Raw genomic sequence first — 25,017 nt, forward strand, 5'->3', positions numbered from 1 at the left:
ACCATGGATGATGCTGGCATGGCGTACGACTGGATCTCGGTGACCACCGACTACGGCCTGCGCGACGGCTTCGTGGCGGCCTGCCACGGCGTGATCGCGCGGCTGGCGCCCGCCGTGCGGGTACTCGACGTCACACACGAGGTGCCGCCCCAGGACGTCCGGCACGGGGCGATGGCGCTGGCCCAGACGGTGCCGTTCCTGCCGGAGGCGGTGCACGTCGCCGTCGTCGACCCGGGCGTCGGCACGACCCGGCTCGGCGTGGTCGTCGTCACCGGGAGCGGGCTGCTGGTCGGGCCGGACAACGGCCTCCTGCTGCCCGCCGCGCACGCACTGGGTGGCGTCCAGGCCGCGTACGAGCTGGCGGAGCCGTCGCTGCGGCTGCCGGTGACCTCGGCGACGTTCCACGGCCGGGACGTCTTCGCGCCCGCGGCCGCGCACCTCGCGCTGGGGGTCGCGGCGTCGGACTTCGGCGACCCGGTGTCCGCCCTGGTCGAGCTGCCGGAGCCGTTCGTGGCGGCGTTCCCCGGGAAGCTGGTGTCGGAGGTGCTGACGGTCGACCACTTCGGCAACGTCCAGCTCGCCGCGACCCCCGCGGACCTGGAGCTGTCGGGGCTGTCCGGCGCGGTTTCCGTGCACAGCGAGCGGGTCGCGGTGACCACCGAGATCGGCCGCACCTTCGCCGACGTGCCGGCGGGCGCGAGCGTGCTCTACACCGACTCCGCCGGACGGCTCGCCGTCGCCGTCAACGGCGGTTCCGCTGCCGCCGTGCTGGGCCTCGGACCGGCCCAGGAGTGCACGATCACCTCGTCGCCGACCGCCACCTGACCCGGGCGCAGCACCGCGGCCTTCATCCCGAAGATCACGCCGCCGTCCGGGTGGCGCCGGTAGCCCGCGAGCGTGCGAATGGGCTCGGGGCCGGCCTTTTCACCCGTGTCCTGGTCGACCATCGGCACCGTGCAGCGCACGCATTGCTTGGCGTAGCCGAACTTCGCGGTGCCGGCGGACATCGCGCGGACTTCGTCCTCGGTGTGCGGCTCGGTCCAGCCGGAGATGATGATGTTGGGGCGGAAGCGGTCCATCGGCACGGGTTCGGCGCCGCGTTCGAGGATGCGCGCGTTCAGGCCGTCCAAAGAGGACTCGGACGCGACGAGCAGCGCGTGCCCGTCGGCGAACGCGGCCGTGCCGGGCGTCTCGCCGCCGGTGACGCGCTCGTGGTCCGGCGCGACGCCGATCAGGACCGACGGCAGGCCGAGCAGGTCCGAGAACCACCGCGCGGCCTCCTCGCCCTGGTGGATACCGGTGCCGTGCCAGGAGAACGTCGAGCCCGGGTGCCGCGGGCCGTCGCGCCGGATGTCGACGACGAGGTCTTCGACGCCCGGCGCGGCGAATTCGAGCTTGCCGCCGTCGACGCGCGGCCGGACCGAGGCCAGGATCGGGTAGCGACGCTGGCTGCGGAAGTCGCCGTCCGGCGCGACGACCTGGAAGACCCGGTCGTGCGCCAGCCCGGCGGGCCCGACCTCGGCGACCGGCACCGAAGTGCCGGCACAGCCCTTGACCGGGTAGTACATCAGCCGCGCGATCCTCGCCATGCCCGCAGGCTACCTGCGAGCACGGCGAGGCGGCGCGCCGTTTTACAGGACCTGGGACAGGAACCGCCGCAGCCGGGGGCTCTGCGGGTCGTCGAAGAGCCGGGCCGGCGAGCCCTGCTCCACGATGCGGCCCGCGTCCATGAACGCGACCTCGTCGGCGACGCTGCGCGCGAAGCCCATCTCGTGCGTGACGACGATCAGGGTCAGTCCCCGCGAAGCCAGGCCCGCCATCAGGTCCAGCACGCCCTTGACCAGCTCGGGGTCGAGTGCGCTGGTGGCCTCGTCGAAGAGCATCACCTCGGGCTCCATCGCCAGCGCCCTGGCGATGGCGACGCGCTGCTGCTGACCGCCCGAGAGCGCGCTCGGCCGGTACGGCGCCTTGTCCGCGAGACCGACGTCGGCGAGGCGCGCGCGGGCGATCGCCGACGCCTCCTCCTTGCTCAGCTTCTTCACGCTGCGCAGCGGCAGCACGATGTTGTCCAGCACGCTCCGGTGGCCGAAGAGGTTGAAGTGCTGGAACACCATGCCGACGCGCTGGCGCAGCACGTCCGGGTCGGACCCGATCACGGACTCGCCGTCGAGCAGGAGGTCGCCGGAGTCGGGTTCCTGCAGGCGGTTCACGCACCGCAGGAGCGTCGACTTGCCGGAGCCGGACGGCCCGATCACGCAGGTCGTCTTGCCGCTCTCGACGCGCAGGTCCACCCCGCGCAGGACTTCGAGCGTGCCGAAGCTGACGTGGATGTCGCGCAGCTCCACGCTGGACGACCGCACCGCCGTGGTCACCACGTGCTCACCCTCCCGCCGGGACCGATCTCCACCGGGTCGTCGTCCGGCTCGCCGGCGCGCACCTCGCGGCCGGTCCGGAGCTTCTTGTCGATGTGGTTCACCAGGTGCGTCAGCGGGACCGTGATCACCAGGAAGAACACCCCGGCGGCCACCAGCGGCGACAGGTTGCCGGTGGTCGCCGCGAGGTCCTGGCCGATCCGGAACAGCTCGCGCTGCCCGGACAGCAGGCCCAGCACGTAGACGAGGCTGGAGTCCTTGACCAGCGCGATGAACTGGTTCACCAGCGCGGGCAGCACCCGCCGGACCCCCTGCGGGATGATCACCAGCAGCATCGACTTCGCGTAGCCCATCCCGAGCGCCCGGGCGGCCTCCAGCTGTCCTTTCTCGACGCTCTGGATGCCGGCCCGGAAGATCTCACCGATGTAGGCCGCCGCGATCAGCGAGAGCGCCAGGATGCCCATCGGGTACGGGTTCGTGCCGACGACGTCCCGCGCGAGCGTGCCGAGTCCCTGGCCGATCAGGAGGATCGTGAGGATGGCCGGCAGCCCGCGGAAGACGTCGGTGTAGATCCGCGCGGGCCAGCGCAGCCACCACTTGGCCGACAGGCCCATGACCGCCAGCAGCATGCCGAACACGGTGCCGATCAGCGCCGAGGACACCGACAGGACGAGGGTGTTCAGCAGGCCGGTCTTGACCAGGTCCGGCAGGACTTGGGAGATGTACTCCCAGTTCAGGAAGGTGTTGACGAAGTCGTCCATTGTGGACTACAGGTTCTTCACGAGCAGACCGGGGCCGCCCGGCTGGAGTTCCTTCGACAACGGTGTCGTCTTGTAGAACTGGGCGTAGATGCGGGCCACCGAACCGTCCGCGATCGCCTTCGCCAGGCCGTCGTTGAGCTTCTTCAGCAGGTCAGGGTTGTTCTTCGCGACCGCGAACGCCGACGGCGTGTCCTTGTCTTCCACCGTGTAGCCGAGCTCCAGCGGGACCGCCGGGTTCTGGTCAAGGTATTTCTGGCCGATGTCCTGCGGGACGACCCAGCCGTCGAGCGTGCCGTTCTTCAGCTGCGCGAAACCCGCGTTGTAGTCCGGGAAACGGACGACCTGCGCGCCGGCGGTCTTGCCCGCCAGCTCGTCCTGCACCGACCCCTGGACGACGCCGAGACGCTTGCCCGCGAACGCCGCCGGGTCCTTGAGGTTCGCGCCCTTGGCCGTGACGATCGTGGTGAAGCCCGTGTTGTAGCCGTTGGAGAACGCGACCGTCTTCTTGCGCGCCTCGGTGCTGGAGATCGTCGAACTGCCGATGTCGAACTTGCCGGTCGCGACGCCGGCCAGCAGGCTGGAGAACTCCGTGCCGACGAACTCGACCTCGAACCCCTCACGCTTCGCGATGTCGCGCAGCAGTTCGTTGTCGTAGCCGGTGAACCGGCCTTTTTCCAGGTAGATCGACGGCGGGGCGTCGCTCAGGGTCCCGACGCGCAGGGTGGTCGCCGAGCCGCCGTCCGAGCCGCACGCGGCCAGGGTCAGCGTCAGCGCGGTCGCGGTGACGACCGCGGCGATTTTCGACAGCGTGGATCTCATCGCTTCTTCCGTGGGTTGGACGCGTGCGATCGGCACGCGAAGAACGGCGGGGTTCAGCGATCGAGATTAGGGATTCAGCCCGTTTGCGGGGATTCGTTCCACTCCGTGGACGAGTGCGTCAGCTCACAGGATCGGTTGCGGCGCATAGCCCGCGGCCGCGGGGAACCGCCGCAGTACCTCGGCCACGCGCTCGGCCACCTGCTCGACCTGACGCCCGGCCGTGCCGGTGAACGAGATGCGGTCGGCGAGGAGCTTGTCCAGCTCACCGCGGTCGAGCGGGATGCGCTCGTCGGCGGCGAAGCGGTCGAGGAGGTCGTTCACGGCGCGGCCTTCCCGCATCTCCAGTGCGACGGCGACGGAGTGCTCCTTGATGGCTTCGTGGGCCGTCTCACGTCCGACGCCCGCGCGGACCGAAGCCATGAGCACCTTCGTCGTGGTGAGGAACGGGAGGTAGCGATCAAGCTCACGCTCGATCACCGCCGGGAAGGCACCGAACTCGGCCAGCACCGTGAGGAACGTCTCCAGCAGGCCGTCGAGCGCGAAGAACGCGTCCGGCAGCGCGACGCGGCGGACGACCGAGTCGGAGACGTCGCCCTCGTTCCACTGGTCGCCGGCCAGCTCACCGATCATGGAGAGGTAGCCGCGCAGCACGACGGCGAGGCCGTTCACGCGCTCGCACGAGCGGGTGTTCATCTTGTGCGGCATGGCGGACGAGCCGACCTGGCCGGGCTTGAAGCCCTCGGTGACCAGCTCGTGCCCGGCCATCAGCCGGATCGTCTTGGCCAGGCTGGACGGCGCCGCCGCGAGCTGGACCACAGTGGACAGCACGTCGAAGTCGAGCGAGCGCGGGTACACCTGGCCGACGCTGACGAATCTCTGGTTAAAGCCGAGGTGCTGCATGACGCGGTCCTCGAGCTGGTCCAAAGTGGACTCGTCGCCGAGCAGGTCGAGCATGTCCTGCGCGGTGCCGACCGGGCCCTTGATGCCGCGCAGCGGGTAGCGCCCGATGAGGTTGTCGAGCCGGTCGAAGGCGACGAGCAGCTCGTCGGCCGCCGTGGCGAACCGCTTGCCGAGGGTGGTGGCCTGCGCGGCGACGTTGTGCGAGCGGCCGGCCATGACGGTGTCGGCGTGCTCGACGGCGAGGGCGGCCAGCCGCGCCAGCACGGCGGCGACGCGCGTGCGCACGAGTTCGAGGGAACGGAGCAGCTGCAGCTGCTCGACGTTCTCGGTGAGGTCGCGCGAGGTCATGCCCTTGTGGATGTGCTCCTGGCCGGCGAGGTCGCTGAACTCCTCGATCCGCGCCTTGACGTCGTGCCGGGTGACCCGCTCCCGGGCGGCGATCGACTCGAGGTCGACCTCGTCGATGACGCGCTCGTAGTCCTCGACGACGCCGTCGGGCACCTCGACGCCGAGGTCCTTCTGCGCCTTGAGGACGGCGAGCCAGAGCTGCCGCTCCAGGACGACCTTGTGCTCCGGCGACCAGAGCGAGACCAGCTCCGCCGAGGCGTAGCGGGCGGCGAGCACGTTCGGAATGCGGGGCTTGTCCGTCACGCCCTCACGATACCTGTGCAGGTCAGGCTCATCGCAGCACCCGGGGCGAGCACGGTCAGCGGGCCGAGCACCTCCAGCTCGACGATCCGCGCGGGCGGATCCAGGTCACCCAGCTCCGCGAGCGGCTCCGGGAGCGGGTGCTCCAGCCAGATCTCCAGCGGCGAGCCCTGGTCCGGGTACTCGCCCGCGGGGTCGACGTCGAAGGAGAGCGTCAACGCGCCGTAGGTCACCCAGCCCGCGGTCCCCGGCACGCCGAGCTTGCCGACGACGTCCTGGGGTGGCACGACCAGCCGATCACCGTCCACTGTGTACTCCGGGGTGCCGGTCCCGGCGACCAGCGCGACCACGTCGGGCCGCCGGAGTCCCGCGGTGACCGCCCCGCCGCCGGGCAGCTGGGTCACGTTCCACAGCGCCCAGCGCACCACCCGCTCCGACACGTTCTCCGCGCGCAGGTCCAGCCGGTAGCCGTCGTCGAGGATCGTGACCGCGCGGGTGAACCGCAGGCCGGTGCGCGGGTCCGGCGCGCTGGTCATGGTCACCGTGTCGCCGTCCCGCACGGCGGTGTACGGGCCGGAGTCGAGGACCGGGTCGGGCGGACCCGCCCACTCGCCCGGGCCGGACCAGCCCTGGGGCGCCGGCCACGTCTTGTCGCCGCCGTAGTTGACCCAGTCGCCCATCCGGCCGGAGTTCGGCGCGTAGTCCGCGAGCAGGTCGTCGTCGAGCAGATCGGCGTTGCGCCACAGCAACTCGACGCCGCGGTACCGCACCGACAGCAGCCGGCCGCCGAGCTCCGGGACCAGGCCGAGCCGCAGGTCGCCGCGGTCGAGCCAGGTCACCATTCGGCGAGACCGCCGTCTTCGTGGCGCCACACCGGGGAGCGCCAGGCGTGCCCGACCTCGTCGGCGCGGCGGACGGCCGCTTCGTCGACCTCGATGCCGAGACCGGGCCCGAGCGGGCGGGCCGCGTAGCCGTCCTGGAAGGCGAAGACGGACGGATCCGTGAGGTACGCGTGTTCGTGACCCTCGTGGTAGTGCATGCCGACGCTCTGTTCCTGGATCAGGAAGTTCGGCGTCGCGAACGCGACCTGCATCGACGCGGCCAGCGAGATCGGCCCCAGCGGGCAGTGCGGCGCGAGCGAAGCGCCGTACATCTCGGCGAGCGCGCCGATCCGCCGCAGCTCGGAGATGCCGCCGGCGTGCGACGGGTCGGGCTGGACCACCGCCACGCCCGCGTCGAGCACCGGCTTGAACTCCCAGCGCGAGTAGAGCCGCTCGCCGACCGCGATCGGCACGGTCGAAGCCTCGACGACCGAGCGCAGCGCGTCGCCCTGGGTCTCCGGCAGCACCGGCTCCTCGACGAACATCGGCTGGACGTCTTCGAGCAGCTTCACCAGCCGCCGTGCCATCGCGGGCGAGACGCGGCCGTGAAAGTCGATCGCGAGGTCACGGTGCGGGCCGAGCACCTCCCGGGCCTCCCAGGCGCGGGCGATGGCGGCAGTGACATCGGCGGGCGACGCGATCGCGGTCAACGGGCCGGCGACGTTCATCTTCACCGCCGTGAACCCCGCCTCGACCTGCGCGGACACGGCCTCGCGGATGCCGGACGGCCGGTCGCCGCCGACCCAGCTGTAGACCCGGATGCGGTCGCGGACCGGGCCGCCGAGCAGCTCGTGCACCGGCGCGTTGCGGACCTTGCCGGCGATGTCCCACAGCGCGTGGTCGAACCCGGCGAGCGCGCTGGAGAGCACCGGCCCGCCGCGGTAGAAGCCGCCGCGGCGCAGCACCTGCCAATGGTCCTCGATGCGCAGCGGGTCCTGGCCGATCAGCAGCTCGGACAGCTCGTGCACGGCCGCGCGCACGGTCTCCGCGCGGCCCTCGACCACGGGCTCACCCCAGCCGCTGATGCCCTCGTCCGTGCTGACCTTGAGGAACAGCCAGCGCGGCGCGACCAGAAACGTTTCAACCCCGGTGATCTTCACCCGTGTCCCCCATCTACGCGGAATCCTTGGCGGCGGACCAGCCGCCGTCGACGGTCAACTCGGCTCCGGTGACGAACGACGCGGCGTCCGAGAGCAGGAACGCGATCACGTTCGCCACCTCCGCGGGGTCGCCGAGGCGCCCCGCCGGCGTCGCGCGGGCGCTGCGTTCGCGGTCCTCCGGCGAGATGCGGCTCCAGGCTTCGGTGAGCACCGGCCCCGGCAGCACGGAGTTGACCCGCACGTCCGGGGCGTATTCGACGGCGAGCTGCCGGGCCAGCGCGACCAGCGCGCCCTTGCTCGCGGCGTACGCGGGATGCCCCGGCAGGCCGAAGTGCGCGTGCACCGACGAAACCAGCACGACCGCGCCACCCCTCTTTCGCAGAGAGGGCAGGCAGGCCTTCAGGGCGAGGTACGTGCCGGTCAGGTTGACGTCGAGCTGCCGCTGCCACTCGGCGAGATCGATCTCGTGCAGCGGCCCGGTGCTCGGCACGTAGGCGTTGCTGACCAGGGCGTCCACCTCACCGATGTCCGCCCAGGTCGTTTCGTCGCTGACCGATCCCCGGATCGGCGTGACGCCGTCGGGGAGTTCGGCGATGTCCACGCCCAGCACGCGGTAGCCGTCGTCGAGCAGCTTCCGGGCCGTCGCCAGCCCGATCCCGGATGCCGCTCCGGTCACCACCGCGGTACGCGTGGACATCGCCTCTCCTGTTCCTAGAACTTGGCTACGTGGACATGGTCGTCCGGCCCGCGGGCGGCGAACCACAGCGACGCGCCGTCGGACGCCGCGCCGAGGGTTCCCACGATGCTCCCGCTCGGGTAGTCCGGCCGCTTGAACCAGCCGGCCCACGAACCGGACCACTCGTTGGCCCACAGCGAGTAGTCGCTCGCGGACGCGGTGAGCGCGACCTTCGCGCCGGCCGCGACGAGCGTCGGGCTGCTGCTGACCGTGCCGCCGATGCCGGTCCAGTCCGACCAGGTGCCGCCGGTCTTCGTGCGGACCCAGACGCTGTCGTCAGCCGTGCGGACCGCGACGACCGTGCCGCTGGTGGACGTCGCCGCGCCGGGACGGCCGTAGATCGGCTTGCCGCCGGGTGCGCCGAGACCGGACCACTGACCGGCACTGGTCCGCTGCCAGACCTGGCCGTCGGCGCCTCTCGCGAAAACGGTTCCCTCGGTGGTGACGGACGGCGAGTCGGTGAGCGTGCCGCCGAGCCGCTTCCAGTCGCCCCACTTCTTCGTGTAACTGCGCTGGTAGAGAGCGTTGTCGAGGCCGCGGACGTAGACGTCGATGCCCTTCGGGGTGGCGACCGCGGCGGGCTGGCCGAGGAACCTGCCGCCGACCTGACGCGGTCCGTCGAGGCCCTTGACCTGCAGGGATCCGCCCTGGTCGCGGAAGAACGTCACGGTCTTGCCGCCGGTGCGGACGATCGCCGGGCTCGCCGACGCGGTGCCGCCGAGGTCGTCGCCCGGGACGAGGTCGGTGCCGTGCAGGCGGAGGAACGCGGTGCCGTGCGCGGGGACCGTGACCGAGTACGAGCCGGTGGCGCTGCCGCGGTCGGCCCGGGCGCGGAGGTCGCGAACGGACACTCGCCCCTGGAGCCCGGCATCGGCGAAGTTCAGCGTCATCTGCGTGGGGGCCTCACCGCGGTTGAGCAGGACCACCGCGCGGTCGCCGTCCCGGTCGAGGACCTTGCTGTAGGTGTCGGTGCTGCCGCTGGTCGCGACGCGGACGCCCTGGATGCCGAGGCGGTCCTGGTTGACGCCGACGATCTCCGGGTTCTTCAGCGTCTTGAGCATCGACGCGGGCAGCGTGCGCGGGTCGGAGCCGAGGATCAGCGGGGAGGCCATCTCCGCCCACATGACGAACTGGGTGGTCGACTCCTCCTCGTTCAGCTCGTAGGTGCCCTGCTCGGTCTTGCGCATCGGGATGAGGTAGTCGGGGTCGTTGTAGTGGCCCGGCCCGTTCGCCTCGGGGTGCGCGGCGTTGGCGTCCATGTTGCGCAGGACGTCTTTCCAGATGCCCTCGTACGGCGTACCGAACGCGATGTCGGTGCTGGTGCGCCAGGAGTCGGCGACGAGCGGGCCGTAGCTGTAGGCGATACCGGCGACCTGGTCGGGCCCGTGCGGGGTGCCCCACTCGTCGGTGACCGGGTTGCAGACGTTGAGCACCATCGGACGGCCCGCCTTGGCGAGGGCCTGGCTGAACTGCGTGAACGCTTCGGCGGGCTTGAGGTTCTGGGCGATGCCGCAGAGGAAGTCGACCTTGACGGCGTCGAACTTCCAGCTCGCGAAGCGCTTGGTGTCCTGTTCGTAGTAGCCGCCGGAGCCGGCCGCGCAGTTCTTGCCGTCGGAGGCGCCCGCGTCGGTGTAGATGCCGGCCTTGAGGCCCTTGCCGTGCAGGTAGTCGACCAAAGTGGACAGTCCACCTGGGAATTTGGCGGGGTCCTCGCGGAGGTTCCCCTGTGCGTCGCGCGGATCGGGCGCGGTCCAGCCGCCGTCGATCCAGACGTAGCGGTATCCGGCGTCACGCAAGCCGCTGGAGACGAGGAAGTCCGCGACGGACTTCACCGACGCCTCGCTGGGCGCGCCCAGGCCGTAGTAGGTGTTCCAGCCCATGTACGGGGTTTTCGCGACCCCGCTGTCGTAGTAGTCGGGAGCGCCTTGGTCCACGGCCGGGGTCGCGTACGCGGGTACCGCCGCGAAGGTGGCGGCGATCGCGGCGACCACCGCGAGGGTTCTCTTCAAGAGCATGTGCCGGACGCCTTTCTCCGGTGAACTGCGAGCCGGGAGCAGCATGCCGGGACGTGTCGGGGCACGTCAAGAATAAATCCTAAATTAAGATTTCACGGGGTAGGCTGGCCCGATGAGCTACCGCTGGGAGATCACCGCGAACGCACTGCGCCAAGGCGTCATCGGCATCGTCCGGACGCACGACGCGGAGTCGGCGGTGGCCGCGGCCCGCGCGATCCTGGAAGCCGGGCTGCGGTCGGTCGAGCTGCCGCTGACGAACCCGGGAGCGCTGGACGCGATCTCCGGGCTGTCCGCGGCCTACCCGGCCGCGACGATCGGCGCCGGCACGGTCCTCGACGAGGCGTCGGCGGTGCTGGCGATCCGCGCGGGCGCCCGGTTCCTCGTGTCGCCGTCGGTCGACGCGGCGGTGATCCGTACCGCTCACCGGTACGGCGCGGCCGCGTTCCCCGGCGCGGGTTCGGTGACCGAAATCGTGCGGGCGCTGGAAGAAGGCGCCGACGCGGTCAAGGTTTTCCCGGCTTCTTCTTGGGGGCCCTCGTGGGTGTCGGACGTGCGGGCGGCGCTCCCGCAGGCGCCACTGGTGCCCACCGGCGGCATCGGCCCGGCGGACGTGCCAGGCTGGCTGGCAGCGGGCGCGGTGGCGTGCGGGGTCGGCTCGGCGCTGACCCGCGGCACCACCGCGGAGATCGCCGCCCGCGTCGAGACGCTGCTGAGGAGCGCGCATGGCTGAGCTGGTCTTCGTCGGGTGCTACACCGGCGACGCGGGGAACGGCACGGGGATCACGACGTTCTCGCGTTCCTCTTCCGGAGACTTGACCGAGATCGCTTCGCTGCCGCTCGAGTCGCCGTCGTGGCTGGTGCGGCACCCGTCGTTGCCGGTGCTGTACGCGGCGAACGAGACTGCCACCGGCTCCGTGACAGCACTGGCGCTTTCGGCTTCCGGCGCGTTGTCGGTGCTGGGCACTTTGGCGACGGGTGGTGCGCACCCGTGTCACCTGGCGGTGACCCCGGACGGCCGGTTCCTGCTGTGCGCCAACTACACCGGCGGCAGCCTGGCGGTGTTCTCCCTGTCGCCGTCGGGCGCTTTGGTCTCCCGGACGGCGCTGGCCCAGCACAGCGGGAGCGGTCCGGACGCCGACCGCCAGGAGGCGGCGCACGTCCACATGGCGGTCCCGTCGGCCGACGGGTCGATCGTGAGCGCGGTCGACCTGGGCACGGACGAGATCCGCAGCTACACGCTGTCCGCTTCGGGGTCTTTGGACCTGCTCGCGGTGTCTTCGCTGCCGGCGGGCACGGGCCCCCGCCAGCTGATCCGGCGGCCGGGTACCGACCTGGCGTACGTCGTCGGCGAGCTGGCCGGGACCGTGGTGACGGTCCGCGAGACGTCGCCGGGGGCGTTCTCGGTGGTGTCGGTGACCCCGTCGACGCTGTCGTCGGTGACGCCCAACCTGGTGGCCCACCTGGAGCTGGCGGACGCGCGGATGTACGTGTCGAACCGCGGCCCGGACTGCGTGACGGAGTTCGCCCTGGACGACACCCTGGCGGTGGCGGACCAGCCGTGCGGCGCGAACCCCCGCCACTTCGCCCTGGTGGACGGGACGTGTTACGTGGCGGCGCAGTCGGAGGACGCGATCACGGCGTTCACGCTCACCGCGTCGGGCGAGGCGGACCTGAAGTACTACCCGACCGGATCGCCGACGTTCGTGCTGCCGGTCTCGCTACCCTGACGCCGGAGGATCACGACGTCGGCGTCGTGGTCGGCGGTCCAGTCGAAGGGGAGGCCCGCGTACCTCAGGTGCGCGCCCGAGTACCGGGTGCCCCGGTGGTCCACATAGGACGCATCCGGTACGGAGAGGCGCACCCGCGACGACCGGCCCGGCACCAGCGGCGCCCCGGTCAAAGAACCCGTGCTCCACGCCAGCACCACCACCGTGTCGCCGTTCTCCGACGTGTACTGCGTCGCCGCCGTCGGCTCCGACGGACCGGCCAGCACCCGGGCGACTCCGTGGTGGACAACAGAGCGGATCTGCTTGTACACCGCGATCAGCGACGCCGCCTCCGCGTGCTGGGCGGGCGTCCAGCGGGACAGGTCCGCGCCGATGCCCAGTACCCCGGCCATCGCCGTCACGAAGCGGAACCGCAGTGACCGGGGGCGCGGGTCGAACACGCCCGGCGCGTCCGTCACCCACGAACTCATCAGGTGCGGCGCGTGCATCAGCAGGAACCCGTCCTGGATCGCCAGCCGGTCCAGGGGTCCGGTGTTGTCGCTCGGCCACACCACGTCCGTGCGGGCCACCGTCGCCAGGTCCGTCCGGCCGCCGCCACCCGCGCACGCCTCGATCGTCACGTGGGGGTGCTCGGCACGCAGGTGATCCAGCACCGACAGGTAGCCCGCCACGTGCTCAGCGTCCAAGTCGGCGAAAGGCGAGCCCGGGCGGCCGCGTTCCGTCGGGGGACGGTTCATGTCCCACTTCAGGTACGAGATCGGGTACGCCGACAACAGTGCGTCCAAAGTAGACTTCACGAACGCGATGACGTCGGGCAGCCCCAGGTCCAGCAGCAGCTGGTTGCGGATCAACGTGAGCGGACGGCCGTCGATCCGGTACACCCAGTCGGGGTGCGCCGCGTACAGCCGCGACTTCGGGCTGACCGCCTCCGGCTCGACCCACAGGCCGAACTCCAGGCCCAGGTCCCGCACCGACTCGACGAAGTCGCCGAAATCCGAATCCGCCGGGGTCCAGTCGCCGAGACCGCCGGTGTCGTCGTCGCGGCCGGTGAACCAGCCGTCGTCGACCACGAACAGCTCGACGCCGAGGTCGGCCGCCCGTTTCGCCAGCTCCAGCTGGCCGGCGCTCCGGACGTCGAAGCCGGTCGCTTCCCACGAGTTGTAGAGCACCGGACGCGGGCGCCGCCAACGGGAGCCCGCCAGCACGCGGTCGTAGTCGTGCCACACGGACGCCAGCCCGGCCAGACCGTCCACACTGGACGCCAACGCGACGGCCGGAGTCGGCAAGGAGGCACCGGGCTCCAGGCGCACCGGGCCCGGTGAAGGCAACCGGCCGGCCCGGACGCGCGTCAGCCCCGAAGGCTCCACATCCGCCTCGATCGACCACGATCCCGGCCATTCCAGCGAAACGCCGAAAGCCGGTCCACCGGACGAGTCCTGCACCGCCAGCCACGGGACGTGCGCGTGCCCCGGGACGCCGAAGCGGCTCTCCATCCGGAACCCGCCCGCGGGCAGCGTCAGCGACTGGCGCGTGAACTCCTGAGACCACTGGCCGGTCAAGTACGTCAGCCGGGCGCCGGACACCGTCGGCACGCACACGCCCGCCGAGCCCAGCCGGTCGAACTCCAGGGTCGACGAGCCCGTGTTCTCGAATTCGACCCACCGGGTGAGCACGTCCGTCTCGGGCACAGGCCGGTAGCAGAGCACCGCGCGCAGCCCGGAAACCTCGTCCACGAAGGCCAGCCGCAGGTCGGCGGCAGAAGAAGCGCCGTCGAACCGCCACCACGAACCGCCCCGCACCGCGACGTCCGCGCCCGAGAACGGGCGCAGCCCCAGTGGCGCGTACTCCACCGGCGCCGCGTCGGCCTCGGTGATGAAATGCACCGAGCCCGCGTTCGTGAACACCGACGGCCCGTCCTCGATCCCGGCCGGCCCCCACGCGACGAGCTCCGCCCACCGGCGCGAAGGGTCCAGCGCCACGGTGTACGAAGTCGTCTTCATGGACACGGTCCACGTCACTTGATCGCCCCGATCGCGAGCCCCGAGATGAAGTGCTTCTGGAACCGCAGGAACACCGCGACCGTCGGCACGGCGGCGATCACCGAACCCGCGGCGATCACGTTCCAGTTGGACACGTACTGGCCCTGCAGGCCGAGCAGCGCCGGCGTCACCGGCATCACCGTTCCGGTGCGCAGCACGGTGATCGACCACAGCAGGTCGTTGAACGTCCAGGTGAACGCCAGCGCGCCGAGCGCGGCCAGCGCCGGGCGGGTCATCGGCAGGATGATCCGCCAGAAGATCTGCGCGACGCCGGCGCCGTCGATCAGCGCCGCCTGCTGGATCTCACCGGGGATCGACCGCATGAACCCCTGCAGCACGAACGTGTAGAAGCCGAGCCCGAACCCGACCTGCACGACGATCAGTGCCGTCAAGGTGTCGTAGATGCCCAGCAGCTCGGCCAGCTTCGCCACCGGCACCAGCAGGATCTGCGGCGGGAGCAGGTTTCCCGCCAGCATCACGAGGATGATCGTGCGGCGGAACGGGATCTCGTACCGGCTCAGCGCGAACGCCGCCGCCGAGCTGAGCAGCAGCGCGAGCAGCACCGTCGGGATCGTGACGAGCAGGCTGTTCAGCATCGCGTGCCCGCCGCCGCCCTCGCCCCACGCCTGCCCGAACCCGTCGAGCGAGAACGACGCGGGCAGCGCGCCCAGGCCGTTCGACGCGATGTCCGAGAACGTCCGGACGCTGGTCGTCAGCACCAGCGCGATCGGCAGCAGCCACAGCACGGACAGCCCGCCCGCGAGCAGGTGGAACCCGAAGGTCCGCGTTCTCCTCACGAGTCCTCCCGGAACGCGCGCACGAGGTAGGTCACGATCACGCCGAACGCCAGCACGAAGATCACCACGGCCAGCGCGGACGCGTAACCGAGGCGCAGCGACTGGAACGCCGTCGCGTACATGTACGTGCTGAGCACCTCGGACGAGTGGTACGGCCCGCCCTTCGTCATGGACCAGATGACGTCGAACGACCGCAGCGAGTCGATGATGATCACCGACAGGACCACCGAGTTGACGCTGCGCAGCTGCGGCCAGGTGACGTTGCGGAACTGCTGCCACGCGGTCGCGCCGTCCAGCTTGGCCGCCTCGTACAGCGCCGGGTCGATGCCCTTGAGCCCGGCCAGGTACAGCACCATCACGTAGCCGAGCTGCCGCCACAGCGCCGGCACGAGCACCGCGTACAGCGCCGTCTTCGGGTCGGCGAGCCAGGCGTGCTGCCAGCTGCCGAGCCCGATCGCGCCGAGCACCTTGTTGACGACGCCGTCCGGCTGGTAGATCACCTGCCAGATCAGCGACGTCGCGACCAGCGAAAACACCACCGGCGTGAACAGCGCGGCCCGGTAGAACCCGACACCACGGCGTTCCTTCTGCAGCAACGTCGCCAGCGCGAGCCCCCCGACCGCCGAGAGGCCACCGAAGAGCACGAGCCAGATCACCGTGTCGAACGCCGCGGTCTTGAAGATGTCGTCGGAGAACATCTCGGCGAAGTTGCCCAGGCCCACGAACGTGGGCGCCGAGACGCCGTCCCAGTTCGTCAGCGCCAGGTAGAAGCCCTGCAGCGCCGGCCAGAACACCCAGAACCCCTCGACGACCAGCGGCACCAGGACGAACGCCAGCAGCACGGGCGAGACCCGGCGGCGGCGCTTCGGGGTCCGTGCCGAGGTCTTCGGCCGATCAGCGGTCAGCACCGCCATCTCAGGACTGCCAGACCTTCTGCGCGGCGGTCTGCCAGTCGCTCAGGATCGACTCGAGCTCGTTCGGCTTCTGGATGAACCGGATCAGCGCGGCGTCGGCGGTCGGCTGCAGCGCGTCGGAGGAGTCGCGGTTGAAGAACTGCGTGATCTCCTTGGCGTCGGTGAGCAGCTTCCGTCCCTTTTGGACCAGCTGCGTGCCGTTGTCCTTGGCCTTCGGGTTGGTCGGCAGGACCGTGCCGGAGGAGTTCTTGATGTAGAGCTCCTGCGCCTCGGCCGTGGCGACGTACTTGAACCACTCCTTGACCTCGGCGACGTGCGGGGTGCGCGCGCTGGCGAAGAAGCCGTCGGTCGGGCCCTCCTCGGCCACCGGGATGGCCGGGTCGAGGATCGGGAACTGGAAGAAGTCGAGGTCGTCGAGTGCGTCCTTCGGGGCGGCGTCGGCGAAGAACGTGCCGGTCAGGACCATGCCGGTGCGGCCCTGCAGCAGCACGGTCGTGGCGTCCTGGAACGCGATCGCGGTGCCGTTCGGGTCGAAGTACGGCAGGGCCTGGCGCCACGGGTCGAAGATCTTCTTGACGCGCGGGTCGTCGAAGCGCTGCTTGCCCGCGAGCAGCTCGCGGTGGAAGGGCGCGCCGTTGATCCGGATGTTCAGGTAGTCGAACCAGGCGGACGCGGTCCACGGCGTGGTGCCGCCCGCGCCGAGCCCGATCGGCGCGATCCCCTTGCCCTTCAGGGTTTCGCACAGCGCGAGGAACTCGCTCCAGTTCGTCGGCGGCCGCACGCCCCACTTCGCGAAGTTGGACTTCCGGTAGAAGAAGCCCCACCAGTAGTAGGACGTGGGGACGAAGACCTGGTGCCCGGCGCCGTCGCCGGAGAGCGCGCGGAACGCGGCGCTGTAGTCGCCCATGGTCTGCCAGACGTCGCCGACGTCGAGCAGCAGGCCCTTGCGCGCGTAGCCGGACAGCAGCGAGCCCGGGTACCACGTGTAGGTGTCGGGCGGGGTGGCCGCGGTGAGGTAGCTGGGCAGCTGGGTGCGGAAGGTCTCGGACGCGACGGTGTTGACCGTCGCCGTCGTGCCGCCCTTCGCGCCGAACGCCTGGGCCAGCGCTTCGATCGCCTTCTTCGCCTCGGGCGAGGACAGGTTCGACTGGACGGTGACCGCGCCGGCGGCCTGCTTGACCGGGCCGGAGTTCGCGGAGGTGGCGCAGGCGGCGAGGAAGCCGGACGACCCGATCGCGCCCAGCCCGGCCAGGCTCGCGTTGCGCAGGAAACGACGGCGGGACAGGCCTGCACTCGTCATGTCGTGACCCCTTTGTCTTGGTGCCCGCTCGGGCTTGACTGCTGCCAAAGAGTGCAACCGGGCGACGCCGGCGTCAAGATGTATTCATAATTTATGACGACTTCAGTCGCAGCGTAGGATGGCCCGACCACGAACCACCAGTCGAGAGGGCCCCTCCATTGACCGAACACCGGCCACGCGGGTTGCACGGCCAGACCGTGGAGGCACTGGCCAGCCGGATCCTCTCCGACGAGTGGGGCGAGGGCACCGTCCTGGACCTGCCGGCCCTGCGCGAAGAGCTCGACATCAGCCTGACCGCGCTGCGCGAGGCGCTGAAGGTGCTGGCCGCGAAGGGGATGATCGACGCCCGGCAGAAGCGCGGCACGTTCGTCCAGCCGCGCGAGAAGTGGAACATGCTCGACGCCGACGTCATGCGCTGGCAGACCGCGGCCGCCGACGACCCGGGCCTGCTCGACGAGCTGACCGAGGTCCGCACGGTCGTCGAGCCCGCGGCGGCGCGGATCGCGGCCGAACGCGCGTCGGAGGAAGACCTCGAGTCGCTGCGGGAGGCGCTGGCCGACATGGCCGCGGCCGAGGACGCGGAGGCGAGCGTCCAGGCCGACCTCGCGTTCCACCGGCGGCTGATGACCGCCACCCACAACAACTTCCTGATGCGGATGGAACGCGTCATCGCGATCGGGCTGGCCGAGCGCGACAAGCTGGTGCACGGCGCGTCGGCGGCGGAGGACCCGGTGCCGAGCCACCGCAAGGTGTTCGACGCGATCGTGGCCGGCGACCCCGTGGCGGCCGAGCAGGCGATGCTCGCGCTCGTCACGAAATCCCGCGACGACCTGGCGAAGGCGCAGCGCAAGTCCTAGCTCAAGTGCACGGCGGTAACTCGTGGATTGAGAAGATTGCACTGGAGTCAGGCTTCGGTCCGTGCCGTAATGGGTGCATGACCAACGTTCTGGAAGCAGCGGTTCAAGCGGCCGAGAAGGCCGGACAGGCTTTGCTGGCCGCGTTCGACCCGGCGAGCCGGCCGGCGGACCGGGCGGCGATGCACGACCTCGGCACCGGCCTCGAAGCGGCTTCGACGGCGATCGTGCGCGAGGCCCTCGACGGCGTGGCGCCGGAGGTGGGCTGGTGGGACGAAGACGAGACCGGCCGGGTCGTGCCGGCCGGGCGGTGGTGGGTGGTCGACGGCACCGAGGGCGCGGTCAACCACGTGCACGGCCTGCCGGAGTGGGGCGTGACGATCACGCTGGTCACGGACGGGCAGCCGGAGCTGACCGTCGTCCGCCAGCCGATCGGCGACCTGACCTACACCGCGGTGCGCGGCGAAGGCGCCTTCCTCAACGGGCAGCGACTGCGCGTCTCGGCCAAGACCGACCTCTCGAGCGCGGCGGTGACGGCGAGCCAGGCGGGCAGCTCTCCCGAGGTCTACACGCGGTTCGCGAGCGCGTTCGTGGCGATGGCATCGAAGGCATTGCTGGTGCGCAACACGATTCCGACGACGTTCCCGTTGCTCGGCCTCGCCGCCGGGCAGTACGACGTCTTCTGGCAGTACGAACCGGACTTGCCCGGCAGCGCGGCCGGCGCCCTGCTTACCGCGGAAGCGGGCGCGGTCGTCACCGACCTCACGGGCTCCGCTTGGGACGTCAACTCGGCCGACATCCTCGTCGCCGCACCGGGTTTGCACGCCGCGGCGCTGGCGGTGCTGAAGTGAGCCGGGTGGCGGTGCTCGGCGCGTCGGGCACGGTGGGCAGCGAACTGGTGCGGCAGGCGCTCGAGCGCGGACACGAGGTGGTGGCCGTCAGCCGGAACCCGCCGCCGTCGTCCACCGAGCGGCTGACCACGGTCGCCGCCGACGTCCACGACGCCGCGGGGATCGCGGAAGCGTTGCGGGGCAGCGAAATCGTGCTCGACGCACTGGGACTGCGGAAGGGCGACCCACCCGGCGTGCTGACCGCGGGCGCTCGCGCGGTGGTGGCCGCGGGACCGGCGCGGGCGGTGTCGGTCGGCGCGCTCGGGACCGGACCGTCGGCGGAGGCGGCGGGCTGGCTGTCCCGGACGTTGGTGGCGCGGCTCCTGAAGGCCGAGGTCCCGGACAAGGTGGCCGCGGACACGGCGATCCTCGGCATGGGCGGCACGGTGGTCCACGTGGGCCCGATGAAGAGCGGCCCGATCAGCCCGACGCGGCAAAGCGTGCGGCTCGGCTCCGTGCCCCGCAAGCTGTTCCCGCCGATGATCAGCCACGCGACGGTGGCCGCGGCCATGCTCGACGCGGCCGAAAACGGCCCCCGCGGCGAAGTACTGGTGGCGCTGGCCAAGTGAGGTCGTGAGTGAGAAACCGTGTTCTAACCCTGTTTCTCACTCACGACCGCCGCGGCGGATCCGGCCAGTACGTCGGTCACCGCGGCGCGGCAGTGGGCGCGCAGCCATTCGTGGGCCGGGTCGGTGTCGTAGCGGCTGTGCCAGCTCAGCACCACCGGTGCGTGGGGCGGGTCGAACGGCAGTTCCACCGCGCTCAAGCCGACGTCGGCGCGGGCCTGGGCCGTGAACCGCTCCGCCAGCACCCCCACGACGTCGCTGTGCACGATCGCCTGCAACGCCAGGGCCGCCGTCGGGAGCGCCGCCACCACCCGGCGGCGCAACCCCAGCTCGGCCAGCACCTTGTCGACGCCGTCGCGCAGCCGGCCGCGCCGCGACACGATCACGTGCTCGGCCGCCGCGAACTCCTCGATGTCCAGCTCGCGCCCGGCGCGCGTGACCAGCACCAGCCGGTCCTCACCGACGACCTCGTGGCTGATCTCCGGCGACGCCGGCACCGTCGCCCCGAGCTCCAGATCCACGTGCCCCCGCGCCAGGTCGGGCGTGTCCACCGGCGCCTCCGCCAGCAACCGCAGCCCCAGCCCGGGCGCTTCCGCCGACGCCGTCCGCAGCAACGCCGGGAACAGCGCGGCCAGCAGGACGTCGTGGCCCTGGATGGTGAACGTGCGGCGCAACGTCGCCGGGTCCACCGTGCGGGCCGGCGCCAGCACCCGGTTCGCGCGGGCCACCAGGGTCCGCACCTCGTCGCGCATCGCCAGCGCGCGGGGCGTCGGGGTCATCGTCCGGCCGGTGCGCACCAGGATGTCGTCCCCGGTCGTCGCCCGGATCCGGGCCAGCGTGCGGCTCATGGCGGGCGGGGTGAGGTGCAGCCGGTCGGCGGCCGCCTGCACGGAGTTCTCCTCCAGCAGCGCGTCCAGTGCGGTCAGCAGGTTCAGATCCACCTGCACGACAGTAATGGTCAGGAGCCGTCGAGTGCGTTCCGCAGCATCCGGGACGCCGCCGCGCGCGGGGCCGGGTCGACCGCGATCAGTGCGTTGACGACGGCGCCGTCGACCAGGGCGACCAGCCGTTCGAGTTCGGCAGCGGGCACCGGCGTGCCCGAGCGCGCGAAGATCTCCGTCAGCAGCTCGTCGAGCTGGGCCGACAGCGTCCGCATCAACGGCCGCAGGTACGGACGGCGACCGGTCGCGACCAGGCGTTCATAGCGCAGGAGCACCGCCTCGGCGTCGGCCTCCGGGTCGTCGGTCTCCGGCCCGAGCAGCATCTCCAGCACCAGGTCGACGGTCGCCTGCGCGCCCCGGTTGCGCGTCGCCAGCTCGTCCAGCCGGCGGCGGCCCGCGTCCAGCTCGGCGTTCGAGTGGTGCTCGACGGCCGCCGTGACCAGGTCTTCCAGCGAGTCGAAGTAGTACGTCGTCGATGCGAGCGGCAAGCCCGCGCGCTCGGCCACCGCCCGGTGCCGGACGGCGTCGAACCCGCCCTCGACGAGCAGCTTCGCGGCGGCCTCGACGAGCGCGGCGCGCCGTCGTTCCCCTTTCGGGGTGGTCGCAGCGGTCATGACCGGTCATTCTGCCAACCGGGCGGCCCCGGGCTCAGAAGCGGGGCGCGAGAGCGAGCGCGAACGCCCGCACCTGGCCCGCGTAGGGCGCCGTCGCCCCGGACGAAGGCACGCTCACCAGCACCAACGATCCACCGGACGCGGTGGCCACCTGGACCGTGACCGCGCCGGCCGGCTGAGACTTGAAGACCACGGGAATGCCCTTCGGGTACACCGCCGCGGACACCTCGCCGCCCGGAACCGGGAACCCGGCGGAGCGCGACGCCGTCGAACAGGCGCCGCCCGGCACGGCCGGGGTACCGGCGACGTGGCCGGGGAGCTCGCCAGCGAGGGCAATGGCGAGCTCCCCGTCCACCTGTTCGCACCCGGAGGCGCCTTCGGCCAGCTGGCCGGTCTTCCCGCCCTGGTCACCTCCCTGCCGAGGTGGTTCGGACGAGAAGTTCGGTGACTCCCCACCGATTTCAGGACGTGCCGGGCTCAAGCCGGGTTGCCCCGATCCCGGTCCGGATTGCGAAGCCATGGCCCCGTTGTCGGCGGACGTCAGCGTCTCGGGGGTACCCCCGGACAGCACCCCGTACGCACCGAACCCGACGACCACCAGCGCCGCGGCGCTCACCCCGGCGGTGATCCGGTTCCGGCGCCGCACGGTCTGGCGGCGGGATTCGCGGACGACGTCGTCCTGGCTGAAGGTCGGCTCGGGCGCGTCCGGCGGCGCGGCGGAGAACAACGAGCGCAGCTCCTGCTCATCCATTGGTCCCCACCTCCCGTTCCAGTACCTGCTTGAGGTTCGCCAGCCCGCGCGCGGTCTGGCTCTTCACGTTGCCTTCGCTGCAGCCCAGTTCCTTCGCCGCGCTGGTCACGTCCAGCCCTTCGAAGTACCGCAGGACCAGCACCGCCCGTTGCTTGGGCGGCACCTCCTTCAACGCCGCGAGCAGGTCTTCCCTGGTCGCGACGAGGTCGTCGAGGCCGGGCGAGTCGTCGGCGGGCTCGGGCAGCGTCTCGGTCTGCCACTCACGCCGCCACGGACGCCGCGATTCGTCGATCGACGCCCGCACGAGCGTCGTGCGGACGTACGCGTCGGTCGCCGCGCGATCCCTGATCTTCTTCCACCTCCGGTGCAGCGCGACGAACGCCGTCTGCGCGAGGTCGTCCGCCCGGTGCCAGTCTCCGCAGAGCATGTACGCGGTCCGGCGCACGGCGTCCCGCCTGGCGGCGAAGTACTCCGCGAACTCCTCCTCGTCGCGCTGGTCCACGCGCAGTCGTGCTCCGCTCTGTTGTCGTCGGTGGGTAGGACGGAATCAGGGGCGTCCACGGTTGCACGGACCGAGCAGGTCCCACCACTCCGGGCCTCATTGATCCTCATCCGGTGGGTGTGATGTGATCGCTCTGTGACCTTCACGCTGCCGCCGCTGGACTTCCGTTCCGACACCGTCACCCGTCCGGATGAAACGATGCGCGCGGCGATGGCGTCCGCCGAGGTCGGGGACAACGTCCTCGAGCGCGACCCGACGGTCCAGGCGCTGGAGGAACGCGCCGCGCACGTCCTGGGCATGCCGGCCGCACTGTGGGTGCCGAGCGGGACCATGGCGAACCTCGTCGCGCTGAGCCTCCACCTGCAGCGCGGCGACCGGTTCCTCGCCACCCGCGGCGCGCACGTGCTGTCCAACGAGCTCGGCTCGGCGGCGTGGCTGGCCGGCGGGATGCCGGACGTCCTGGAGCACGACGGCGGCCCGGGCCGCCCTTCGCCGGACACCCTCGCGGCCGCGATCGGGCAACCCGGGCCGTACTTCACATTACGGACATCACTGCTCTGCCTCGAGAACACGCACAACGCGGCCGGCGGCGCGGTGACCCCGCCCGACGAGCACGCCCAGCTGCTGTCCGTCGCGAAGGAAGCCGGCCTGACCGTGCACCTCGACGGCGCCCGGCTGTGGCAGGCCGCGGTCGCGCTGGAGGTGCCGCCCGCCGCGCTCACCGTCGGCGTCGACACCGTGTCGGCCTGCTTCAGCAAGGGCCTCGGCGCGCCGGTCGGCTCGGTCGTCGCGGGCAGCGTCGCGTTCGTCGAACGGGCCCGCCGGATGCGGCAGATGCTCGGCGGCGGCGTCCGGCAGGGCGGCGTCCTGGCCGCGGCCTGCCTGGTCGCGCTGGACCGCATCCCCGAGCTGGCCGACTCGCACGAGAACGCCCAGCGCCTGGCCGAAGGCCTGACCGAGTACGGCTGGGCGACGAACGTGCCGGACACCAACATCGTGCTCGCCCAGGTACCCGACATCCCGACCGCGCTGGCCTGGCTCGACTCGCTCGGCATCCGCGCGGTGCCGATGGCGGGCAAGGTCCGGTTCGTCACGCACCGGGACCTGAGCGCGACCGACGTCGAAGAAGCCTTGCGCCGCATCAAGACCGGCGCTCGATGAGTACTGGGGGCACTGTGAACTGGATCGTGTTCGACTACGGCGACGTGCTGAGCAAGCCGAGCCTGGCGCGCCCGGACATGGCCGCGGCGATGGGCGCGCCGCTGCCGGAGTTCGAGAAGGCGTACTGGGACTACCGGATTCCCTACGACGCCGGGAGCACGCCGCTCGAATACTGGCAGGCGGTCGGCAAGGCGCTGGGCGTGTCCGTCGACGAAACACTGTCGGCCGAGCTGACCCGCATCGACGTCGAAGGCTGGGCTCACCTCGAGCCGTCTTCGCAGGCGCTGGTCGAAGCGCTCTCCGAGGCCGGTGCGTCGCTGGCGCTGCTGTCGAACGCCCCGGTGGTGTTCGGCGAGTGGGTCCGCGCGCAGGACTGGGCCCGCCACTTCCGCGTGACGCTCTTCTCGGGCGACGTCCGGTGCGTCAAGCCGGACGCGAAGATCTTCCGGCTGCTGCTCGACGAACTGGGCGCGGAGCCCGCCGACTGCCTGTTCTTCGACGACCGTCCGTCCAATGTGGATGGCGCACGGGCGGTGGGGCTCAAGGCGCAGGTGTGGAACGGCGCCGACGCCGCCCGGGCCTGGCTGGACTGACCTCACCCGCACCGCACGTCCGCCTACCGGCGGTGATCGCCGGTGACCTAGGCTGCACGGACCCCGACACCGGTAGGCCGCCATGACGACCGAACTCCCGCCGGCCCGCGTCGACTTCGACCGGCCGAACATAGCGCGTGTCTTCGACGCGCTGATGGGCGGCCAGGACAACTACGAGGCCGACCGCGCGGTGCTGCGGGAGATCCTGGCGGTCGCGCCGGAGTCGCCGGCGATGGCGCGGGAAGTGCGGCAGTGGCTCGTCCGCGCCGTGCGGTACCTGACCGAACGCCTCGGCGTCGACCAGTTCCTCGACCTCGGCTCGGGCTTCCCGACGGTGGAGAACACCCACCAGGTGGCGCAGCGGTACAACCCCGAGGCGCACGTCGTCTACGTCGACAACGACCCGGTCGTGCAGGCGCACAACCGGGCGTTGCTCGTCGACAACGACTTCACGCACATCTCGGGCGGCGACCTGCTGCGGTCCGGCGAAACACTCGCGGACGTCGGGCGGTTCCTCGACTTCGACCGGCCCGTCGGGCTCGTGCTCTGCGCGATCGTCCACCACATCACGGACCTGGAGCAGGCGCGGCAGGTGGTCAAGTCCTACGTCGGCGCGCTGGCGCCGGGGTCGTACCTGGTCCTGCTCCACCAGCACAACCCGGACGACGGCTCCGCGGCGGCGGACGTCGCGACGGCCCTGCAGAAGAGGTACAGCGGCACCGGGCTCGGCACGCGCTACCGCACGCGGGCCGAGATCACGTCGTTCTTCGACGGCCTCGACCTGCTCGAGCCCGGGGTCACGGCGCCGCACCTGTGGTGGCCGGACGGGCCGCGCCTGGCGCCGCTGACGCCCGTCAACTGGACGTCGCTGTGCGGCGTGGCGCGGATCCCCTGAAACTCAGTAGCGGTTGATGCGGCGCGGGTCCTTCTTGCCACCGCTGATCGCGCGGTAGCCGGCGGCGCCGAGGAACGCGATGCCGCCGATGATGGCGATCCACAGGACGGCCTTGAACACGAAGCCGATCACGGCGCCCAGCACCATGAACGCCACCCAGGCGACGATCAGGCCGCCGACGATCTTCCAGAACATGGCTTCCTCCGATTGCTCCCGTGGCCGCTGGCGGCCCGATGCCTCC

General features: G+C 71.2%; 27 protein-coding genes. 9 read left to right on the forward strand and 18 right to left on the reverse strand.

Going from position 1 to position 25,017, the window contains the following annotated elements:
• Nucleotides 1–18 precede the first annotated feature (18 nt).
• A complete protein-coding gene (locus AA23TX_RS39215; protein WP_155549362.1) occupies nt 19–825 on the forward strand; it encodes an SAM hydrolase/SAM-dependent halogenase family protein in 807 nt (268 codons plus the stop codon).
• On the opposite strand, the gene AA23TX_RS39220 is transcribed toward AA23TX_RS39215, so the two are convergent.
• From AA23TX_RS39220 to AA23TX_RS39260, 9 genes are all read right to left on the reverse strand, one after another.
• Nucleotides 708–1,589, reverse strand: coding sequence for an MOSC domain-containing protein (locus AA23TX_RS39220; RefSeq protein WP_196425789.1), 882 nt, complete (start codon nt 1,587–1,589; stop codon nt 708–710). The two genes, AA23TX_RS39215 and AA23TX_RS39220, sit on opposite strands and share 118 nt — an antisense overlap.
• A gap of 42 nt (nt 1,590–1,631) precedes the next feature.
• Nucleotides 1,632–2,372: an amino acid ABC transporter ATP-binding protein gene (locus AA23TX_RS39225; protein ID WP_196425790.1), complete on the reverse strand. Its 741-nt coding sequence runs from the start codon at nt 2,370–2,372 to the stop codon at nt 1,632–1,634.
• Nucleotides 2,369–3,133: an amino acid ABC transporter permease gene (locus tag AA23TX_RS39230; RefSeq protein ID WP_155548022.1), complete on the reverse strand. Its 765-nt coding sequence runs from the start codon at nt 3,131–3,133 to the stop codon at nt 2,369–2,371. Before AA23TX_RS39230 ends, AA23TX_RS39225 begins: the two co-directional genes overlap by 4 nt.
• Before the next feature lie 6 nt (nt 3,134–3,139).
• On the reverse strand, nt 3,140–3,952 hold the full coding sequence (locus AA23TX_RS39235; RefSeq protein WP_155548023.1) for a substrate-binding periplasmic protein: 813 nt from the start codon (nt 3,950–3,952) through the stop codon (nt 3,140–3,142).
• A gap of 123 nt (nt 3,953–4,075) precedes the next feature.
• Nucleotides 4,076–5,503 (reverse strand): adenylosuccinate lyase, encoded by a 1,428-nt coding sequence (purB, locus tag AA23TX_RS39240; RefSeq protein ID WP_155548024.1) that lies wholly within the window; start codon nt 5,501–5,503, stop codon nt 4,076–4,078.
• A complete protein-coding gene (locus AA23TX_RS39245; protein WP_155548025.1) occupies nt 5,500–6,342 on the reverse strand; it encodes a DUF4380 domain-containing protein in 843 nt (280 codons plus the stop codon). The genes purB and AA23TX_RS39245 overlap by 4 nt, the downstream gene beginning before the upstream one ends.
• Nucleotides 6,336–7,481 carry a galactonate dehydratase gene (dgoD, locus tag AA23TX_RS39250; protein ID WP_155548026.1) on the reverse strand — a complete coding sequence of 382 codons (1,146 nt, stop codon included), beginning with the start codon at nt 7,479–7,481 and terminating at the stop codon, nt 6,336–6,338. Before dgoD ends, AA23TX_RS39245 begins: the two co-directional genes overlap by 7 nt.
• 13 nt (nt 7,482–7,494) lie before the next feature.
• The gene (locus AA23TX_RS39255) at nt 7,495–8,178 is read right to left on the reverse strand and encodes an SDR family NAD(P)-dependent oxidoreductase (RefSeq protein WP_155548027.1); all 684 of its coding nucleotides are present in this window, start codon (nt 8,176–8,178) and stop codon (nt 7,495–7,497) included.
• Nucleotides 8,179–8,192: 14 nt separating this feature from the next.
• Complete coding sequence (locus AA23TX_RS39260) at nt 8,193–10,232, reverse strand: DUF8189 domain-containing protein (RefSeq protein WP_155548028.1); 2,040 nt, start codon at nt 10,230–10,232, stop codon at nt 8,193–8,195.
• Between the two features lie 112 nt (nt 10,233–10,344).
• On the opposite strand from AA23TX_RS39260, the gene AA23TX_RS39265 reads away from it, so the two are divergent.
• Nucleotides 10,345–10,962, forward strand: a complete 618-nt coding sequence (locus AA23TX_RS39265) for a bifunctional 4-hydroxy-2-oxoglutarate aldolase/2-dehydro-3-deoxy-phosphogluconate aldolase (protein ID WP_155548029.1) — start codon at nt 10,345–10,347, stop codon at nt 10,960–10,962.
• On the forward strand, nt 10,955–11,959 hold the full coding sequence (locus AA23TX_RS39270; protein ID WP_155548030.1) for a lactonase family protein: 1,005 nt from the start codon (nt 10,955–10,957) through the stop codon (nt 11,957–11,959). The genes AA23TX_RS39265 and AA23TX_RS39270 overlap by 8 nt, the downstream gene beginning before the upstream one ends.
• On the opposite strand, the gene AA23TX_RS39275 is transcribed toward AA23TX_RS39270, so the two are convergent.
• From AA23TX_RS39275 to AA23TX_RS39290, 4 genes are read right to left on the reverse strand one after another with little or no spacing between them, the layout of a single operon-like run.
• The gene (locus AA23TX_RS39275; protein ID WP_155548031.1) at nt 11,911–13,959 is read right to left on the reverse strand and encodes an alpha-galactosidase; all 2,049 of its coding nucleotides are present in this window, start codon (nt 13,957–13,959) and stop codon (nt 11,911–11,913) included. The genes AA23TX_RS39270 and AA23TX_RS39275 overlap by 49 nt on opposite strands.
• Before the next feature lie 14 nt (nt 13,960–13,973).
• Nucleotides 13,974–14,795: a carbohydrate ABC transporter permease gene (locus tag AA23TX_RS39280; protein ID WP_155548032.1), complete on the reverse strand. Its 822-nt coding sequence runs from the start codon at nt 14,793–14,795 to the stop codon at nt 13,974–13,976.
• A complete protein-coding gene (locus AA23TX_RS39285; protein ID WP_155548033.1) occupies nt 14,792–15,709 on the reverse strand; it encodes a carbohydrate ABC transporter permease in 918 nt (305 codons plus the stop codon). The genes AA23TX_RS39280 and AA23TX_RS39285 overlap by 4 nt, the downstream gene beginning before the upstream one ends.
• Before the next feature lies 1 nt (nt 15,710).
• Nucleotides 15,711–17,009 carry an ABC transporter substrate-binding protein gene (locus tag AA23TX_RS39290; RefSeq protein ID WP_155548034.1) on the reverse strand — a complete coding sequence of 433 codons (1,299 nt, stop codon included), beginning with the start codon at nt 17,007–17,009 and terminating at the stop codon, nt 15,711–15,713.
• A 158-nt stretch (nt 17,010–17,167) separates the two neighbouring features.
• Here AA23TX_RS39290 and AA23TX_RS39295 point away from each other — a divergent pair, with 158 nt between their 5' ends.
• The 3 genes from AA23TX_RS39295 to AA23TX_RS39305 all read left to right on the forward strand — a co-directional run bounded on the left by AA23TX_RS39295 (nt 17,168) and on the right by AA23TX_RS39305 (nt 19,322).
• Complete coding sequence (locus AA23TX_RS39295) at nt 17,168–17,866, forward strand: FadR/GntR family transcriptional regulator (protein ID WP_155548035.1); 699 nt, start codon at nt 17,168–17,170, stop codon at nt 17,864–17,866.
• 77 nt (nt 17,867–17,943) lie between these two features.
• Nucleotides 17,944–18,714 (forward strand): inositol monophosphatase family protein, encoded by a 771-nt coding sequence (locus tag AA23TX_RS39300; RefSeq protein ID WP_155548036.1) that lies wholly within the window; start codon nt 17,944–17,946, stop codon nt 18,712–18,714.
• Nucleotides 18,711–19,322: an NAD(P)-dependent oxidoreductase gene (locus AA23TX_RS39305; RefSeq protein ID WP_155548037.1), complete on the forward strand. Its 612-nt coding sequence runs from the start codon at nt 18,711–18,713 to the stop codon at nt 19,320–19,322. Before AA23TX_RS39300 ends, AA23TX_RS39305 begins: the two co-directional genes overlap by 4 nt.
• A gap of 23 nt (nt 19,323–19,345) precedes the next feature.
• On the opposite strand, the gene AA23TX_RS39310 is transcribed toward AA23TX_RS39305, so the two are convergent.
• Genes AA23TX_RS39310 through AA23TX_RS39325 form a run of 4 tightly spaced genes read right to left on the reverse strand, consistent with a single transcriptional unit; the run spans nt 19,346 to nt 22,127 of the window.
• Nucleotides 19,346–20,266, reverse strand: a complete 921-nt coding sequence (locus AA23TX_RS39310; RefSeq protein WP_155548038.1) for a LysR family transcriptional regulator — start codon at nt 20,264–20,266, stop codon at nt 19,346–19,348.
• Nucleotides 20,267–20,277: 11 nt separating this feature from the next.
• Nucleotides 20,278–20,874, reverse strand: coding sequence for a TetR/AcrR family transcriptional regulator (locus AA23TX_RS39315; RefSeq protein ID WP_155548039.1), 597 nt, complete (start codon nt 20,872–20,874; stop codon nt 20,278–20,280).
• Nucleotides 20,875–20,908: 34 nt separating this feature from the next.
• Entirely contained in the window at nt 20,909–21,625 is a 717-nt protein-coding gene (locus tag AA23TX_RS39320; protein ID WP_155548040.1) for a hypothetical protein, read from the reverse strand.
• Complete coding sequence (locus tag AA23TX_RS39325; RefSeq protein WP_155548041.1) at nt 21,618–22,127, reverse strand: SigE family RNA polymerase sigma factor; 510 nt, start codon at nt 22,125–22,127, stop codon at nt 21,618–21,620. The genes AA23TX_RS39320 and AA23TX_RS39325 overlap by 8 nt, the downstream gene beginning before the upstream one ends.
• A 135-nt stretch (nt 22,128–22,262) precedes the next feature.
• On the opposite strand from AA23TX_RS39325, the gene AA23TX_RS39330 reads away from it, so the two are divergent.
• The 3 genes from AA23TX_RS39330 to AA23TX_RS39340 all read left to right on the forward strand — a co-directional run bounded on the left by AA23TX_RS39330 (nt 22,263) and on the right by AA23TX_RS39340 (nt 24,776).
• A complete protein-coding gene (locus AA23TX_RS39330) occupies nt 22,263–23,288 on the forward strand; it encodes a threonine aldolase family protein (RefSeq protein ID WP_155548042.1) in 1,026 nt (341 codons plus the stop codon).
• A 14-nt stretch (nt 23,289–23,302) separates the two neighbouring features.
• Nucleotides 23,303–23,881: an HAD family hydrolase gene (locus AA23TX_RS39335; protein ID WP_155548043.1), complete on the forward strand. Its 579-nt coding sequence runs from the start codon at nt 23,303–23,305 to the stop codon at nt 23,879–23,881.
• 82 nt (nt 23,882–23,963) lie between these two features.
• Nucleotides 23,964–24,776 carry an SAM-dependent methyltransferase gene (locus AA23TX_RS39340; protein ID WP_155548044.1) on the forward strand — a complete coding sequence of 271 codons (813 nt, stop codon included), beginning with the start codon at nt 23,964–23,966 and terminating at the stop codon, nt 24,774–24,776.
• A 3-nt stretch (nt 24,777–24,779) separates the two neighbouring features.
• On the opposite strand, the gene AA23TX_RS39345 is transcribed toward AA23TX_RS39340, so the two are convergent.
• Nucleotides 24,780–24,971 carry a hypothetical protein gene (locus AA23TX_RS39345; protein WP_155548045.1) on the reverse strand — a complete coding sequence of 64 codons (192 nt, stop codon included), beginning with the start codon at nt 24,969–24,971 and terminating at the stop codon, nt 24,780–24,782.
• Nucleotides 24,972–25,017: the final 46 nt, after the last annotated feature.

The sequence above is a fragment of the Amycolatopsis camponoti genome, from assembly GCF_902497555.1.
GTDB lineage: Bacteria > Actinomycetota > Actinomycetes > Mycobacteriales > Pseudonocardiaceae > Amycolatopsis > Amycolatopsis camponoti.

Bases quoted from the DNA above. Each gene is read 5' to 3' on its own strand.
- AA23TX_RS39270 (WP_155548030.1), top strand. From the start codon at position 10,955: ATGGCTGAGCTGGTCTTCGTCGGGTGCTACACCGGCGACGCGGGGAAC.
- AA23TX_RS39285 (WP_155548033.1), bottom strand. From the start codon at position 15,709: ATGGCGGTGCTGACCGCTGATCGGCCGAAGACCTCGGCACGGACCCCG.
- AA23TX_RS39290 (WP_155548034.1), bottom strand. From the start codon at position 17,009: ATGACGAGTGCAGGCCTGTCCCGCCGTCGTTTCCTGCGCAACGCGAGC.
- AA23TX_RS39345 (WP_155548045.1), bottom strand. From the start codon at position 24,971: ATGTTCTGGAAGATCGTCGGCGGCCTGATCGTCGCCTGGGTGGCGTTC.
- AA23TX_RS39245 (WP_155548025.1), bottom strand. From the start codon at position 6,342: ATGGTGACCTGGCTCGACCGCGGCGACCTGCGGCTCGGCCTGGTCCCG.
- AA23TX_RS39255 (WP_155548027.1), bottom strand. From the start codon at position 8,178: ATGTCCACGCGTACCGCGGTGGTGACCGGAGCGGCATCCGGGATCGGG.
- AA23TX_RS39235 (WP_155548023.1), bottom strand. From the start codon at position 3,952: ATGAGATCCACGCTGTCGAAAATCGCCGCGGTCGTCACCGCGACCGCG.
- AA23TX_RS39300 (WP_155548036.1), top strand. From the start codon at position 17,944: ATGACCAACGTTCTGGAAGCAGCGGTTCAAGCGGCCGAGAAGGCCGGA.
- AA23TX_RS39220 (WP_196425789.1), bottom strand. From the start codon at position 1,589: ATGGCGAGGATCGCGCGGCTGATGTACTACCCGGTCAAGGGCTGTGCC.
- AA23TX_RS39320 (WP_155548040.1), bottom strand. From the start codon at position 21,625: ATGGATGAGCAGGAGCTGCGCTCGTTGTTCTCCGCCGCGCCGCCGGAC.
- AA23TX_RS39230 (WP_155548022.1), bottom strand. From the start codon at position 3,133: ATGGACGACTTCGTCAACACCTTCCTGAACTGGGAGTACATCTCCCAA.
- AA23TX_RS39260 (WP_155548028.1), bottom strand. From the start codon at position 10,232: ATGCTCTTGAAGAGAACCCTCGCGGTGGTCGCCGCGATCGCCGCCACC.
- AA23TX_RS39215 (WP_155549362.1), top strand. From the start codon at position 19: ATGGCGTACGACTGGATCTCGGTGACCACCGACTACGGCCTGCGCGAC.
- AA23TX_RS39275 (WP_155548031.1), bottom strand. From the start codon at position 13,959: ATGAAGACGACTTCGTACACCGTGGCGCTGGACCCTTCGCGCCGGTGG.
- AA23TX_RS39265 (WP_155548029.1), top strand. From the start codon at position 10,345: ATGAGCTACCGCTGGGAGATCACCGCGAACGCACTGCGCCAAGGCGTC.
- AA23TX_RS39340 (WP_155548044.1), top strand. From the start codon at position 23,964: ATGACGACCGAACTCCCGCCGGCCCGCGTCGACTTCGACCGGCCGAAC.
- AA23TX_RS39315 (WP_155548039.1), bottom strand. From the start codon at position 20,874: ATGACCGCTGCGACCACCCCGAAAGGGGAACGACGGCGCGCCGCGCTC.